This window comes from Shinella sp. Sh6, from assembly GCF_055392685.1.
In genome coordinates, this window is record NZ_AP044005.1 from 1085655 (window position 1) to 1099772 (window position 14118).

Here is a 14118-nt window from a genome sequence, read left to right on the forward strand (position 1 = left end):
TGCCGCCTCTCAGGCCGGGAAAACCGGGCTGCGGGCTTGAATCGGCTCTTGAAATCGGCACTGTGCCTGTGCTTGGCAACAAACCAATAACACGCCAAGCGGGGAGGAGCTTTCATGAAGATGCTGCTGGTTTTCAGCCGGCTCATTGACGCGATCACGGAAAATATCGGAAAGGCCGTCGGCTGGCTGATCCTCGTGGCCGTTCTCGTCAGTGCCGGCAATGCCGTCGTTCGCAAGGTTTTCAACACATCGTCCAACGCCTGGCTCGAGGCGCAATGGTATCTGTTCGGCGGCGCCTTCATGCTCGCCGCCGCCTATACGCTGGCGCAGAACGAGCATATCCGCATCGACATCGTCTACGGCAAGTTCTCGCGCCGGGTGCAGCACTGGATCGACCTTTTCGGCCATTGCCTCTTCCTGATGCCCTTCGTGCTGCTGATGGTCTACTACCTCGTGCCCTACGTCATCATGTCCTTCCATTCGAAGGAAATGTCGTCCAGCGCCGGCGGCCTCATCGTCTGGCCCGCCAAGGCGATCCTGCTCGCCGGCTTCGTGCTGCTGGCCTTCCAGGGCGTATCCGAGATCATCAAGAAGATCGCCATCATGCGCGGCGACATGGAGGACCCGACGCCCTACGTGCCGACCCATGCCCCGCTCGATGAAGCCGTTGCCGGGGAGAAGGGCGCATGATCGAGTTCATCGCACAGAACCTTGCGCCGATCATGTTCGCATCGCTGATCGTGTTCCTGCTGCTGGGCTATCCGGTGGCGTTCGCGCTCGCGGCGAACGGCCTGCTCTTCTTCGTCGTCGGCGTGGAGCTCGCGCCGCTGTCCGATTCGATCAACCTGTCCTGGCCGCTGCTCAACGCCATGCCCGAACGGCTCTGGGGGGTGATGTCGAACGACACGCTGCTGGCCATTCCGTTCTTCACCTTCATGGGGATCGTGCTGGAGCGCTCCGGCATGGCCGAGGACCTGCTCGACACGATCGGCCAGCTCTTCGGGCCGATCCGCGGCGGCCTTGCCTATGCGGTCATCTTCGTCGGCGCGCTGCTGGCGGCCACCACCGGCGTCGTCGCGGCCTCGGTCATCGCCATGGGCCTCATCTCGCTGCCGATCATGCTGCGCTACGGCTATGACCGGTCGATCGCCTCGGGCGTCATCGCCGCCTCCGGCACGCTCGCCCAGATCATCCCGCCCTCGCTCGTGCTGATCGTGCTTGCCGACCAGCTCGGCCGCTCGGTCGGCGACATGTATGCCGGCGCGCTCATTCCGGGCCTCGTGCTCACCGCCCTCTACATGGGCTACGTGCTGATCATGACGATCATCCGGCCGGATTCGATGCCGGCGCTGCCGCTGGAGGCGCGTTCGCTCGGCTCGGGCGTGACGTCGCTTTTCATCGCGCTCGCAGCCGCGGCCGGCTTCGCCTATGCCGCCCATATCTATCTCGCCCCGACCTATGGCGAGAATGCCGATATCCTCGGCGCGACGGTCGGCGTCATCTTCATCTACATCGTGGCGCTGGCCGACAAGGGCCTCAACATCAACATGATGTCGCGGCTTGCCCAGCAGGTCATCATCGTGCTGATCCCGCCGCTGGCGCTGATCTTCCTCGTGCTCGGCACGATCTTCCTCGGCATCGCCACGCCGACGGAAGGCGGCGCTATGGGCGCGGTCGGTGCGCTCGCCATGGCGCTCGCCAAGGGCCGGCTCAGCATGGATGTGGTGCGGTCCGCGCTGACCGCCACCACGCGGCTTTCGTCCTTCGTGCTGTTCATCCTCATCGGTGCCCGCGTCTTCTCGCTCACCTTCTACGGCGTGAACGGGCACCTGTGGGTCGAGCACCTGCTGGTCTCGCTGCCGGGCGGGGAGGTGGGCTTCCTGATCGTCGTGAACCTGCTCGTCTTCTTCCTGGCCTTCTTCCTCGATTTCTTCGAGCTAGCCTTCATCATCGTACCGCTGCTGGCGCCCGCCGCCGACAAGCTCGGCATCGACCTCATCTGGTTCGGCGTCCTGCTCGGCATCAACATGCAGACGAGCTTCATGCACCCGCCCTTCGGCTTCGCGCTCTTCTACCTGCGCTCGGTCGCGGCCAAGGTGCCCTATCTCGACCGCGTGACGGGCAAGATGACCCAGCCGGTGACGACGGGGCAGATCTATTGGGGCGCCGTGCCCTTCGTCGGCATCCAGATCCTCATGGTGGCGCTCACCATCTTCTTCCCGAGCATGGTCATGCACTACAAGGGCGAGGGCACCGGCATCGACCCGGCGACCATCAAGATCGAGGTCCCCGGCTTCGGCGGCGGCCTGGGCCTGCCCGACAACGGCGGGGGCCTCGGCCTTCCCGGCGGCCTGCAACTGCCCGCCGGCAACCCGCTGGACGGCAGCGGCGGCGAAAAGCCCGCCGAAGGCGGCGGCGAGAAGCCGGCGACGGACCTTTCCGCACCGCCGTCGTTCAATTGACGGGTAACGGAATGAACCATGAAGGGCCGGCGAAAGCCGGCCCTTCTGCTTTGAAGAGGGAGCGGATAGCCGCCGTCCTCTCCGCCGTCATCCTCGGGCTTGACCCGAGGATCCACCCCCGCGGAACCGCTTCGCTTTGTGGCGTGGATCCTCGGGTCAAGCCCGAGGATGACGGCGGAGAGGTGGGAGGTGGGAGGTATGAGGAAAGAAGGAGCGAAAGCGAAAGCCAAGGTGAGGGAGCGGTAAAGGGGGAGACGGCGAGGGCGGTGAAGGCGAGGGCAGAGTGCCGAGCCGGACAGCCGCGCCGCCCAAACAAAAACCCCGGGGCGTTGCCGCCCCGGGGTTTTCCGTTTCCGTCTCAGCCGGCGCTTACAGCTTGTTGCTGCGCTGCTGGATCATCATGAAGGTGTCGTAGTTGTATTCGGCGATCTGCGCATTGAGGTAGAACTCGCCGCGGAAGGCCTTGATGGAGTCCCAGATCTTCTTGAAGGTCGGGTTGGAGGCTTCCATCTCGGCATAGACCTCGTTGGAGGCGTCGAAGCAGGCCGAGAGGATTTCCTGGCTGAACGGGCTCAGCTTCGCGCCGGCGGCGACGAGACGCTTGATGGCCGAGGGGTTCAGGTAGTCGTACTTCTGCAGCATGTCGGCGTCGGTCGCCTGGCAGGCCGTGCGCAGCAGCGACTGGTAGGCCTTCGGCAGGCCGTCATAGGCCGCCTTGTTGAACATGGCGTGGACCGTCGGGCCGCCTTCCCACCAGCCGGGATAGTAGTAGTAGGGCGCGACCTTGTAGAAGCCGAGCTTCTCGTCGTCATAGGGGCCGACCCATTCGGCCGCGTCGATCGTGCCCTTTTCGAGCGAGGGATAGATGTCGCCGCCGGCGATCTGCTGCGGCACGACGCCGAGTTTCTCGACGACCTTGCCGGCAAAGCCGCCGATGCGCATCTTCAGGCCCGCCATGTCCGCGACGGTCTTGATCTCCTTGCGGAACCAGCCGCCCATCTGCACGCCGGTATTGCCGCCGGGGAAGCCGACGAGGCCCTGGGTGGCGAGGAATTCGTTGAAGAGGTCGATGCCGCCGCCGTGATACTGCCAGGCGTTCATGCCGCGCGCATTGAGCGCGAAGGGCACGGCCGCGCCGAGCGCCCAGACCGGGTCCTTGCCCCAGTAGTAATAGGAAACCGTATGGGCGGCTTCCACGGTGCCGGCCGCGGCGGCGTCGGCGGCCTGGAGGCCCGGAACGAGTTCACCGGCCGCGAAGACCTGGATCTGGAAATTGCCGTCCGTCGCCTCGGACACGTATTTCGACAGCACCTCGGCGCCGCCGTAGATCGTGTCGAGCGACTTGGGGAACGAGGAGGCGAGGCGCCAGTTGATCTTCGGGTTGCTCTGCGCGAGCGCCGGGGCGGCGAGCACCGAGGCGGCCGCGCCGCCGATGCCGGCGACACCGGCCTTCTTGATGAATGAACGACGATCCATATTTTTCCTCCCAATGGCGGACGGCTTGCCCGTCCTGGTATCATCGCGGAAACCTAACCATGTCGGGAAGAGGCTTTCAAGCCGGGAAGGGGATATCGCCGGAAAGGCCCACTACGACTTTCGTCGTAGAGGGGAACGCCCGGCTATCTGCCTGTTTTCTGTGCGATTCTTGCAAAAAGCATCGTCCGGCGCCGGCCGGTCACCCGGCCATCGCCTCTTCGTATTGCGCGGAAAGCTCCAGCCATTCCTCCTCGGCCTCGCCGAGCTTTCCGGCAGCCGCCGCCCGCAGCTTCGCCTTCTCGGCGGCCTTGGCCGGGCTCTTCTCGTAGAGCGCGGGGTCTGCAAGTTCCGCATCAAGGAGCTGAATCTGCTTCTGCAGTTTTCCCGTCAGCGATTCGATTTCGTTGATCTTTTTGCGGAGCGGGGCGAGCTGGGCGCGCCGGTCGGCATTCGCCTTGCGCAGGTCCGCCTTGCTGGCCTCGCCGCCGGCTGCGGCCGGCTTGTCCCTGTCGTCCCTGCGGGCGGACTGCACGATGAGGCTGCGGTATTCCTCCATGTCGCCGTCGAAGCTCTTCACCGTGCCGTTGTTGACGAGCCACAGCCGGTCGACGGTCGCCTCGATGAGGTGGCGGTCGTGCGAGATGAGGATGACGGCGCCCTCGTAGTCGTTCAGCGCCTCGATCAGCGCGCGGCGGCTGTCGATGTCGAGATGGTTCGTCGGCTCGTCGAGGATGAGCAGGTTCGGCGCGTCGAAGGCGGCAAGGCCCATGAGAAGGCGCGCCTTCTCGCCGCCGGAGAGGTCCTTGGCGGCGGTCGACATCTTTTCCGTGGCAAGGCCCATCTGGGCGACGCGGGCGCGGACCTTGGCTTCCGGGGCCTCCGGCATCAGCCGGCGCACATGCTCGACGGGCGACTGGTCGGGGATGAGGTCGTCGAGCTGGTGCTGCGCGAAGAAGCCGATCTTGAGGCCCGGCGCACGCTTGACGGCGCCCGCCTCCGCCTCCAGCCGGCCGGAGATGAATTTCGCGAAGGTCGACTTGCCGTTGCCGTTCGAGCCAAGGAGGGCGATGCGGTCGTCGTTGTCGATGCGAAGGTTGATCTGCCTGAGGATCGGCTTGCCGGGCACATAGCCGACCGCCCCGCCTTCGACGGCGACGATGGGCGAGGCCGGCTGCTTTTCCGGCTCGGGGAAGGTGATCGGCTGCACATGGCTTTCCACGACGGCGGCGACCGTGCCCATGCGCTCCAGCGCCTTGATGCGGCTCTGTGCCTGCCGGGCCTTGGTGGCCTTGGCGCGGAAGCGGTCGATGAAGCTCTGGAGATGCTTTCGCGCCGCCTCGTTCTTGGCCTTCGCCTTCATCTGCAATTCGTCGGCCTCGGCCTTCTGGCGCTCGAACTGGTCGTAGGAGCCGCGGTAGAAGGTCAGCTTCTGCTGGTCGAGATGGACGATCGAATTGACGGCGGTGTTGAGAAGGTCGCGGTCGTGGCTGATGACGATGACCGTGTGCGGATAGCGCCGCACGTATTCTTCGAGCCACAGCGTGCCTTCGAGGTCGAGATAGTTGGTCGGCTCGTCGAGGAGCAGGAGGTCCGGCTCGGAGAAGAGCACGGCGGCGAGCGCCACGCGCATGCGCCAGCCGCCGGAAAAGCTCTTGGCCGGCCGCTGCTGCGCCTCGTGGTCGAAGCCGAGGCCGGCAAGGATGCTCGCCGCGCGCGCTTCGGCCGAATGGGCGCCGATATCGGTGAGGCGGGTCTGGATCTCGGCGATGCGGTGCGGATCGCTCGCCGTTTCCGCTTCCCTGACGAGGGCGGCGCGCTCCTTGTCGGCGGCAAGCACGATCTCGATGAGCGGATCGTCCGTGCCGGGCGCTTCCTGCGCCACCTGGCCGATGCGCGCGTTCTTCGGTAGCGAGATCGTGCCGGCCTCGGGCGCAAGGTCACCGGTGATGATGCGGAACAGCGTGGACTTGCCGGTGCCGTTGCGGCCGACGAGGCCCGCCTTCGTGCCCGCCGGCAGGGAAACGGAAGCATTGTCGATGAGGAGACGCCCGGCGACGCGGGCGGTGAGGCCGGAAATGGTGATCATGCCGGCTCTATAGAGCAATTCCAGCAAAAGTGCGAAGCGGTTTTGCGTCCGGAATTGCGCCGGACGAAGAGGGGGCAATTCCAGCAAAAGTGTAAAGCGGTTTTGCGGCGGGGATCGTCAGGCCGCGTTGCCTGAACGATAGAGCCGGCCCGACCGTTCGGCGACCTCGGCCGAATAGATGCGCAGCGCAATGCCGCTGTCGGCGGCATAGGCGAGCGCCCGGTCGGCCTGCTCGTAGAGCGCCATCGGCGTTTCGGCCGAATCGGTCAGCGAGACGCCGGCGGTCAGCGTGAGGAAGCCGGCCGGCAGCTCGCGGTCGAGGAAGGGGAAGGGCCGTTCGGCCACGCGCCCGGCGACACGTCTTGCAATGGTGACGGCGATCTCGCGGTTGACGTCGCAGAGCAGCAGGCAGAAGAGGTCCGGTCCCGTCCGCGCGACGAAATCGTTCTTCTTGACCGACTGGCGGAAGATCGCGGCAAGGCGCTTCAGCGTCTTTTCCGCCGCCCCTGCCGGATGCGTCTCGGCGAATTCCTTGAGCTGCTCGACCCGGAAAAGGAGGAGGGCGGCGGTATTGCCCTCGGCCTCCTCCTGGAAGAAGCGCTTCAGGCGGCCGATGAGCGCCGCCTGGTTGGCAAGCCCGGTGACCGGGTCGTGGGTCAGCGCCTCGCGGCTGACGGCAAGGCCCGAGCGCAGGCCGTCGAGATGGGCCTGGAGGTCGCCCATTTTCGCAGCCGTGGCCCGGTCGGCGCCGAGAATGCCGCGCACGAGTGAGAGCAGGCGGCCCGTGTCGGTCGAAAAGTCGGAAATGCCGAGCACCGGGTCGTCCTTCATCCGCCCGGCGATCTCCTCCAGTTCCTGCACCGCGGCGGCGCGCTGGCGCTGGTTCTCCTCTGCCGTGCGGGAGATTTCGGAAAGCACGCGCACCGCTTCGCCCGCGGCCTGCCCGGCGGCGAGCACGTTATGGCTCGGCAGGGAATGCCTGAGGGCGATCGAATCGAGCATCGCCTGGTCGGGCGCCTTGCCGAGCGTCGCGATCTCGCGCGCGACGCCCGCATTGCCGTTCAGCGCCTCGAACAGGAGTTCGTAGTTGCGCGGCAGCGCGGCAATGCCGAGGCTGGCCATGGCATGGGCGATGCGCGCCATGATCGGCGGAACCGCCGGTTGTATGTCCCTGGGGGCGGAGGTGGCTTTGCTGCTCATGAAACGCCATTGGATGAGCGCGGCGGAACGCCTGCGCGGGGGTCGGATCGATTGGCGTAACTATCGGATTGCGCGGTTAATTTTACGTGTGCTGAAGAAAAATTCGAGACAAATTGACGAACGGCAATTCTGGCCGCCTCAGGCCATGCGGCGGGCGAGCGGGATTGCACGCATGACCTGTCCGATCACCGCCAGTCGGCGCGGGCTCTCTTCGCGAACCTGCCGGTTGTGCTGCAGGTCGCGCATGGCGGCGGCATAGCCCTCGGCGCGTGCCTCGGCCAGCGCCACGTCGAAGGTCTTCTCGATCACCGGATAGCACTCCTCCGGCAGGTAGGCATCGGGGGCGTCGGTGCCGTGGACGCGCGCCATCTTGCAAAGGGTGCTGCCGAGCAGGGCGGCCCATTCCTCGGTCGTTCTTGCCATTGTTCGTCCTCTCTCCGGGCAAGGCGGGCCCTTCGGCGCCGGCCTCGATGGCAGCGACTATCCCAGCATCGGCCTTTCCTGCCTGTCACCTGGGTGACAGACGGAGCCGCCCCCGCGCCCCGATGCCGGATACTCCCGTAGCAGAAGAGTGTATCACCGCTATTGCAGGAATCGAAGCGGCCGCTCGCCGCTAAATCGCCAGGAAATCCGGCCTCTCGCTGCGCAGGAAAAAGAGAAGGTCGAGCGCAAGGCTCGGGCCGCCGAGCGCCGTCAGCATGGCGTGGCACTGGCCGCGGTGATGGGTCTGGTGGTTGAAGATATGGGCGAGCGCCGGGCCGAGGGGATGGGTGATGCTGCCCGGATTGGTGATCGGGCTATAGGTGAAGTTAGCCGCGATCTTCTCCTCGGTCAGCGAATCGACGAAGGCGGCGAGACGCGCGTCCTCTTCCTGCCGCGCCTGGCGAAGGCCGGCGAAATCCTCGAAAAGGATGGCATCGAGGCTTGTCGGCGCATCCCCGGCGCCCGTGAAGCGCTTCATCCAGATGCGGTCGGCCACCAGCAGATGGTTCAGCGTGCGGTGCAGCGAGCCGAAGAAGGCGCCGAGGTCCTTGCGCCGTGCCTCGTCCGAAAGGGCGCCGACCGCCTCGTAGAGCGTGCGGTTGGCCCAGGCATTGTAGGCGGTGAACATGCGGTATTGATTGAGCATCGTGGCCTCCTGATTCATCCGGACTATAGAACGGGGCTTCGTCAGCGGCGTGAATGCCATCCATGAAATTATCTGATTTGCCACGCGCGCAATGCTGCGGTCCAATGCGGCATATCAGCAAACGAGGCCTTCATGACGCGACTGCTCTATGCCCTTTGCGCCGCCGATCCGGCGCGCCAGTTCTCGCCCCATGTCTGGAAGACGGTCATGTCGCTCGCCCACAAGGGGCTCGACTACGAGACGGTGCCGGTTCCCTTCACCGATATCCCGGCCATCGAGGGCGGTTGCACGGCGACGGTGCCGCTCCTGCGCGACGGCGAGAGGCTGGTGCGCGACAGCTTCGACATCGCGCTCTATCTCGACGAGGCCTATCCCGACCGGCCCTCGCTGTTCGGCGGGGAGGGCGGCAAGGCCATGGCCCGCTTCATCGAGAACTGGTCGCAATCGGCGCTGCACATGGCCGTAACCCGCATCGCCATCCTCGATATCCACGACATGCTCGCGCCGAAGGATCAGGCCTATTTCCGCCGCAGCCGGGAGGAGCGCCTCGGCGCCTCGCTGGAGGAGATCGCGGCGGCCGGGCGGGCCGAGGTCGATGGGTTTGCCAAGAGGCTCCAGCCGCTGCGCAACATGCTGAAGGCGCAGCCCTTCATCGGCGGCGACGGCCCGCTCTTTCCGGACTACATCGTCTTCGGCGCGCTGCAATGGCTGCGCACGACCGCGGGCACGAAGGTGCTGGCGGAGGACGACCCGGTCGCCGGCTGGTTCGCCCGTTGCCTCGATCTCCACGGCGGCATCGGCCATCGCGTGACGGCGGCATGAAACTTTGCCGCTGAAGTCGCCAAACGCCGCCACCCCCTTGTTTTGCCGGGCGTTGGCGGCTATTGAACCGCCACTTTCACCGGAAAACCAAGGGAAACGGGAAAATGGCGATTGAACGCACCTTTTCGATGATCAAGCCGGACGCGACGAAGCGCAACCTGACCGGCGCCATCACCAAGATGCTGGAAGACGCGGGCCTGCGCGTCGTTGCTTCCAAGCGCGTCTGGATGAGCCGCCGCGAAGCCGAAGGCTTCTACGCCGTCCACAAGGAACGTCCGTTCTTCGGCGAGCTGGTCGAAGGCATGACCTCCGGCCCGACGGTCGTCCAGGTTCTCGAAGGCGAGAACGCCATCCTGAAGAACCGCGAAGTCATGGGCGCCACCAACCCGGCGAACGCCGACGAAGGCACCATTCGCAAGACCCACGCGCTCTCGATCGGCGAGAACTCCGTCCACGGCTCCGACGCCCCGGAAACGGCTGCCCAGGAAATCAAGTACTGGTTTTCCGACACCGAAATCGTCGGCTGATCCGCGCGCTTTTGACATGAAAAGACGGGGCCGAAAGGCCCCGTCTTGCTTTTGACCGGGCTGCCCCGTCCGCGGCTGTGGATCCTCGGCTCAGGGCCGAGGATGACGGCGTGCAGGCGGCGATGCCGGCCATCAAACCGGAACCGTCGTTCCGCAAACCTCTCCTTCGTCATGGCCGGGCTTGACCCGACCATCCATGCCTCTCGGCCCTGCCTCAGACGGGGCACTTCGCCGTTTCGAAATGTGCGGGGGGCTTGCCGTCCTTGAAGACTTCCGGGTTCTTGTCGTAGCCCGGGCCGACGATCAGGGGCTTTGCCGGCAGGATGTCCTGGTCGGCGCTTGAGGTCACCTTCGTCTCCAGCGCTTGCAGGCGCGCGCCGTCCGGGCCGATCACGGCGATGGCGACGGAATAGGGCCGGTCCTTCTTCACGCAGGTTATGTCCGGGCTTTCCAGCACGACGCGCGTCTGGTTCGCAAAGATCTTCCGCTCCAGCAGCAGCGGGTCGCCGCCCGCCGGGTTCTCGAATTCCGCCTTCACGACGGACCCGTCCGGCAGCGGCTGCACCTTGTCGAGCGTGACGATATAGGTCGCGTAGGCGAGGCGGTAGTTGAAGACGAACATGCGGCCCGTCAGCTTCAAGGGGTCCGGCCCGCTCTCGCGCTGGCAGGCGGAAAGGGCAAGCGGCAGCAGGATCGACAACAGGACGCGCTTCATGGCCGGGGCTCCTCCCTCGTGCGGCGATAATGGCGGCTCGCCTTCACTCGGTTGCCGCAGACGGCCATGTCGCACCAGGCGCGCGAGCGGTTGCGGCTGCGGTCGAGGAAGAGCCAATGGCAGTTCGGGCAGATCTTCAGCCGTTCCGGCTCCGGCCGGGACAGGAGCAGGAGGGCGGAGCGGGCCGTTGCCGTATCCAGCGCCTGCGGCCGCTCGCCGGAGCGCCGGAGCGTCGCCGAGATGGCGTCGAGGAGGTCGGCGAGCAGGGCCGGCTTGCCCGCGCCGAGGATTTCCGCGCGAAAATGCCGGTCGATGGCCTCGCGCAGCGCAAGGAAATCTTCCCGCGCGTCCTTTCGCACCGGCTCCAATGCCCCGAACAGGCCGTGTTCCGCGCCGTGCCGGGCAGCGCCTGCCGGGAAGGCGTCGAGCGTCGCCGGGTCGGCGAAGCGGTCGATCCGGCGTTCCGGATCGGCGCGCAGCACCACGGAATTGGCGACGTCCAGCGCAAGCGCCCCGCCGGAGAAGCGATGTCGGGTCCAGGAAAAGGTCATGCGATATTCTAACTGGTAAAAGCAATTTTGCCAGTTATAATTTCACACACGAAACGCCGCCGGAAAGCGCCATGGCCTATTTCCTCCAGCAGATCGCCAATGCCCTGCCTGTCGCCGCGCTCTATGCGGCGCTCGCCTTCGGCTATTCGATCGCCTTCGCCGTGACGCGCCGGGCCGATGTCGCCTATGGCGCGCTCTTCGCCTTCGCCGCGCAGATGTTCGTACTCTTCGCCGGCTACGGCTGGAGCAGGCTCTGGCTGGTGCTGCCGGCCGCGCTCGTCCTCGGTGCGGCGATGGCGCTGGTCTACGGCGTCGGTGCCGGCCTCGTCGTCGGGCGCCACGTCATGCGCCCGCTCGCCTTTTCCTCGGACAATACTGTGGTGGTGGCCGCGCTCGGCGTCGTGCTGGTGCTGATGGAGACCGCACGGCTTGCCTCCGAGACGCGCAGCCTCTGGCTGCCGCCGCTGCTCGGCACGCCGGTGCGGCTGTGGGGCGATCCGGCCTTTCCGGTCGTGCTGACGGTGCTGCAGCTCCTCAACACGGCGGCGATGGTCGCGCTCGTCGCCGCCGGCCATCTCTTCCTCGTCCGCTCCGCATGGGGGCGGCGCTGGCGCGCGGTGTCGCAGGACCGGCAGGCGGCGGAACTGTGCGGAGTGGATGCGGCGGGCGTCTATCTCGGCGCCTATGTGCTTGCCGCGCTCATCGCCAGCATCACCGGCATCCTCGCCGTTTCCTACTACGGCAACATGGATTTCGGTGCGGGCCTCGTCTTCGGCGTGAAGGTGCTGTTCATCGCCGCCATCGGCGGGGCAGGGGCGCCGCTCCTCTCCGCCCTCGGCGGCGCGGCGATGGGGCTCGCCGAAACGCTCTGGAGCGCCTACGGCGATTTCCTCTGGCGCGATCTTGTCATCTTCTCCGCGCTGGTGCTGCTGCTGGTGATCTTCCGCCGGGAGCGGCCGGTGCCGTAGCGGCGTGCCGTGCGGGTGGATCCTCGGGTCAAGCCCGAGGATGACGGAGGGGGGGAGAGATTGCCTGCCTCTTGAACGGTGCGGCATGCGGAGCCGTCGCTTTGGTCGCACCCCTCTCTTCTTCCGTCATCCTCGGGCTTGACCCGAGGATCCACGCCCCACGGCACAACGCGAACGAGGCCTAAGACCACTTCTCCCGCGCCCGGTCGTCGCTGTCCTTGGCGTCGACCCAGCCGCCTTGGGAACCGTCAGCGAAGTGTTCCTTCTTCCAGAAGGGGGCGGAGGTCTTGAGGTAGTCCATGACGAAGGACACGCCGTCGAAGGCGGCGTGGCGGTGCGGGGCGAGGGCGACGACGAGGACGATGTTCCCGCCCGGCGCGATCTTGCCGACCCGGTGGATGGCGGCAATGCCGAGGAGCGAGAAACGCTTCACCGCCGTACGGCAGATGCGGCCGATCTCGGCCTCGGCCATGCCGGGATAATGCTCCAGTTCCAGCGCGGAAAGCCGGCCGCCCTCGTCGCGGCAAAGGCCGGTGAAGGTGACGACGGCGCCGGCGGCCGCGCTTCCGGCCGTCAGCCGCGCGGTCTCGGCGGCCGCGTCGAAATCCTCGCGCTGGACGCGCACGACGACCGGAGCCGGAACGCCGCCGGCCACGGTCAGCCTCCCGTCATCGGCGGGAAGAGGGCGATCTCGCGTGCGCCGGTTATCGTCTCGTCGTGCTCGACATGTTCCTGGTCGACGGCGATGCGGATGACCTTCTCATGCTCCAGCGCATGGGCATATTCCTCGCCGCGCGTCTTGAGGTGGCGCAGCAGGTCTGCCCCGGTCTTCACCGCGGCGGGAAGGTCGATCTCCTCCTCGCCCTTGCCGATGCGCTCGCGAACCCAGGCGAAATAGACGAGCTTCGTCATGCTATTCGTCCACGATATGCTTGAGGCCCACGCGGAAATAGTCGTAGCCGGTATACATGGTGATGAGCGCGGCGACCCAGAGCAGGCCGATGCCGATCTCGGTCGTATAGGGCAGGACCTTGTCACCGGCGGGGCCGGCCAGCAGGAAGGCGATGGCGAACATCTGGATCGTCGTCTTCCACTTGGCGATGCGCGTCACCGGCACGGAGACCTTGAGGTCGGCGAGATATTCGCGAAGGCCCGAGACGAGGATCTCGCGGCACAGGATGATGATGGCCGCCCAGATCGACCAGCCGGCAATGGTGCCGTCGGCGGCCATCAGCAGCAGCACCGAGGCGACCAGCAGCTTGTCGGCGATCGGGTCGAGCATGCGGCCGATGTTCGACGTCTGGTTCCAGATGCGGGCGAGATAGCCGTCGAGGTAATCCGTCACAGAGGCGGCGACGAAGAGCCAGAAGGCCGTCCAGCGGGCGAAATCCGACGATTCCAGCCGCCCCTCGATGAAGAAGCACAGGACGATCAGCGGAACGGCGATGATCCGGCCATAGGTGAGGAGATTCGGGATGCTGTATGCGCGGGAAGCCATGGAATCTTCAGTCTCTACGATTTTGGGTTAGATGAGGTCTTTGTGACTGTGCCGTCAACCTTTGTTTCCGGCAATTCTTGGCGAATTTACGGAGCCGCGCGTATTGTCGCGGTTTCCGACGCCTTTTGTCCGAAACGGACCGCCCGGGTCAGGTCGGCGGCTTGCCGTCCGTGGTGAAGGTGGCCGAGAAGGCCCCGCCGCTGGAAAGCCTGCCCTCGCAGGAAACGGTCATCGGCCCCTGCATGGGATTGCCGAAGCGGCAGGTGCCCGTCGCGGAAAGGACGTCCGGCTTGTCCGGCGTATCCTTGCGGGTCATGATCACCTTGTCGAGATCGACCATGTCGGTGTCCGGCGTCGGATTGTCGCCGTCCATGCCGCTGAAGGTGACGATGCGCCCGTCCGCCAGCACGAAGTAGAAGCCGGTGCGGCCATCGGGATAGGTGACGTTGAGGAGCTTGCCCGTGCAGGTATCGGTCAGCGTCCTTTTGCCGACGACGAGTTTGCCGCACCGGCCGCTCACGCTCACCATCTGCGCGTCGCCCACCGTGGTCTGTGCGTCGGCGGGGGCTGCCAGGAGGAGAAGGCCGGCGGCAAGGGCAGGGGTCTGGTAGGGGCAGGCGGTCATCGGCTTCTCCCGGTGAGGACGTCCACCGCCATGCTAGCACCCGCCCCGGGTCCGGGCCA

16 protein-coding genes are annotated in these 14118 nt (G+C 66.0%); 5 read left to right on the forward strand and 11 right to left on the reverse strand.

Going from position 1 to position 14118, the window contains the following annotated elements:
- The first annotated feature begins 114 nt into the window (after window positions 1-114).
- Together ACZ5TO_RS05210 and ACZ5TO_RS05215 are read left to right on the forward strand one after the other, a co-directional pair.
- Window positions 115-690: a TRAP transporter small permease subunit gene (locus tag ACZ5TO_RS05210; protein ID WP_464799803.1), complete on the forward strand. Its 576-nt coding sequence runs from the start codon at window positions 115-117 to the stop codon at window positions 688-690.
- Window positions 687-2462, forward strand: coding sequence for a TRAP transporter large permease (locus ACZ5TO_RS05215; protein WP_464799804.1), 1776 nt, complete (start codon window positions 687-689; stop codon window positions 2460-2462). The genes ACZ5TO_RS05210 and ACZ5TO_RS05215 overlap by 4 nt, the downstream gene beginning before the upstream one ends.
- 369 nt (window positions 2463-2831) lie before the next feature.
- On the opposite strand, the gene ACZ5TO_RS05220 is transcribed toward ACZ5TO_RS05215, so the two are convergent.
- The 5 genes from ACZ5TO_RS05220 to ACZ5TO_RS05240 all read right to left on the reverse strand — a co-directional run bounded on the left by ACZ5TO_RS05220 (window position 2832) and on the right by ACZ5TO_RS05240 (window position 8353).
- Window positions 2832-3938, reverse strand: coding sequence for a TRAP transporter substrate-binding protein (locus ACZ5TO_RS05220; protein WP_184144626.1), 1107 nt, complete (start codon window positions 3936-3938; stop codon window positions 2832-2834).
- Window positions 3939-4137: 199 nt separating this feature from the next.
- The gene (gene abc-f, locus ACZ5TO_RS05225; RefSeq protein ID WP_184144625.1) at window positions 4138-6024 is read right to left on the reverse strand and encodes a ribosomal protection-like ABC-F family protein; all 1887 of its coding nucleotides are present in this window, start codon (window positions 6022-6024) and stop codon (window positions 4138-4140) included.
- Between the two features lie 117 nt (window positions 6025-6141).
- Entirely contained in the window at window positions 6142-7224 is a 1083-nt protein-coding gene (locus ACZ5TO_RS05230; protein WP_184144624.1) for a GGDEF domain-containing protein, read from the reverse strand.
- A 138-nt stretch (window positions 7225-7362) separates the two neighbouring features.
- Complete coding sequence (locus ACZ5TO_RS05235) at window positions 7363-7647, reverse strand: hypothetical protein (protein WP_464799805.1); 285 nt, start codon at window positions 7645-7647, stop codon at window positions 7363-7365.
- A gap of 190 nt (window positions 7648-7837) precedes the next feature.
- Window positions 7838-8353, reverse strand: coding sequence for a DinB family protein (locus tag ACZ5TO_RS05240; protein WP_464799806.1), 516 nt, complete (start codon window positions 8351-8353; stop codon window positions 7838-7840).
- Window positions 8354-8485: 132 nt separating this feature from the next.
- Between ACZ5TO_RS05240 and ACZ5TO_RS05245 the strand changes: the two genes are divergently transcribed.
- Together ACZ5TO_RS05245 and ndk are read left to right on the forward strand one after the other, a co-directional pair.
- On the forward strand, window positions 8486-9175 hold the full coding sequence (locus ACZ5TO_RS05245) for a glutathione S-transferase family protein (protein ID WP_464799807.1): 690 nt from the start codon (window positions 8486-8488) through the stop codon (window positions 9173-9175).
- Between the two features lie 104 nt (window positions 9176-9279).
- On the forward strand, window positions 9280-9702 hold the full coding sequence (gene ndk / locus ACZ5TO_RS05250) for a nucleoside-diphosphate kinase (RefSeq protein ID WP_184144620.1): 423 nt from the start codon (window positions 9280-9282) through the stop codon (window positions 9700-9702).
- A 214-nt stretch (window positions 9703-9916) separates the two neighbouring features.
- On the opposite strand, the gene ACZ5TO_RS05255 is transcribed toward ndk, so the two are convergent.
- A complete protein-coding gene (locus tag ACZ5TO_RS05255) occupies window positions 9917-10417 on the reverse strand; it encodes a hypothetical protein (RefSeq protein WP_464799808.1) in 501 nt (166 codons plus the stop codon).
- Window positions 10414-10968, reverse strand: coding sequence for a CGNR zinc finger domain-containing protein (locus ACZ5TO_RS05260; protein ID WP_464799809.1), 555 nt, complete (start codon window positions 10966-10968; stop codon window positions 10414-10416). The genes ACZ5TO_RS05255 and ACZ5TO_RS05260 overlap by 4 nt, the downstream gene beginning before the upstream one ends.
- 71 nt (window positions 10969-11039) lie before the next feature.
- Between ACZ5TO_RS05260 and ACZ5TO_RS05265 the strand changes: the two genes are divergently transcribed.
- On the forward strand, window positions 11040-11936 hold the full coding sequence (locus tag ACZ5TO_RS05265) for a branched-chain amino acid ABC transporter permease (RefSeq protein ID WP_464799810.1): 897 nt from the start codon (window positions 11040-11042) through the stop codon (window positions 11934-11936).
- Window positions 11937-12117: 181 nt separating this feature from the next.
- Here the strand turns inward: ACZ5TO_RS05265 and ACZ5TO_RS05270 are convergent, their stop codons facing one another.
- The 4 genes from ACZ5TO_RS05270 to ACZ5TO_RS05285 all read right to left on the reverse strand — a co-directional run bounded on the left by ACZ5TO_RS05270 (window position 12118) and on the right by ACZ5TO_RS05285 (window position 14059).
- Complete coding sequence (locus tag ACZ5TO_RS05270) at window positions 12118-12591, reverse strand: molybdenum cofactor biosynthesis protein MoaE (RefSeq protein WP_464799811.1); 474 nt, start codon at window positions 12589-12591, stop codon at window positions 12118-12120.
- A 2-nt stretch (window positions 12592-12593) separates the two neighbouring features.
- Window positions 12594-12848: a molybdopterin converting factor subunit 1 gene (gene moaD, locus ACZ5TO_RS05275; protein WP_464799812.1), complete on the reverse strand. Its 255-nt coding sequence runs from the start codon at window positions 12846-12848 to the stop codon at window positions 12594-12596.
- A 1-nt stretch (window position 12849) separates the two neighbouring features.
- Window positions 12850-13434 (reverse strand): CDP-diacylglycerol--glycerol-3-phosphate 3-phosphatidyltransferase, encoded by a 585-nt coding sequence (gene pgsA / locus ACZ5TO_RS05280; RefSeq protein ID WP_184144614.1) that lies wholly within the window; start codon window positions 13432-13434, stop codon window positions 12850-12852.
- 148 nt (window positions 13435-13582) lie between these two features.
- Window positions 13583-14059, reverse strand: a complete 477-nt coding sequence (locus ACZ5TO_RS05285; RefSeq protein ID WP_464799813.1) for a hypothetical protein — start codon at window positions 14057-14059, stop codon at window positions 13583-13585.
- Window positions 14060-14118 lie beyond the last annotated feature (59 nt).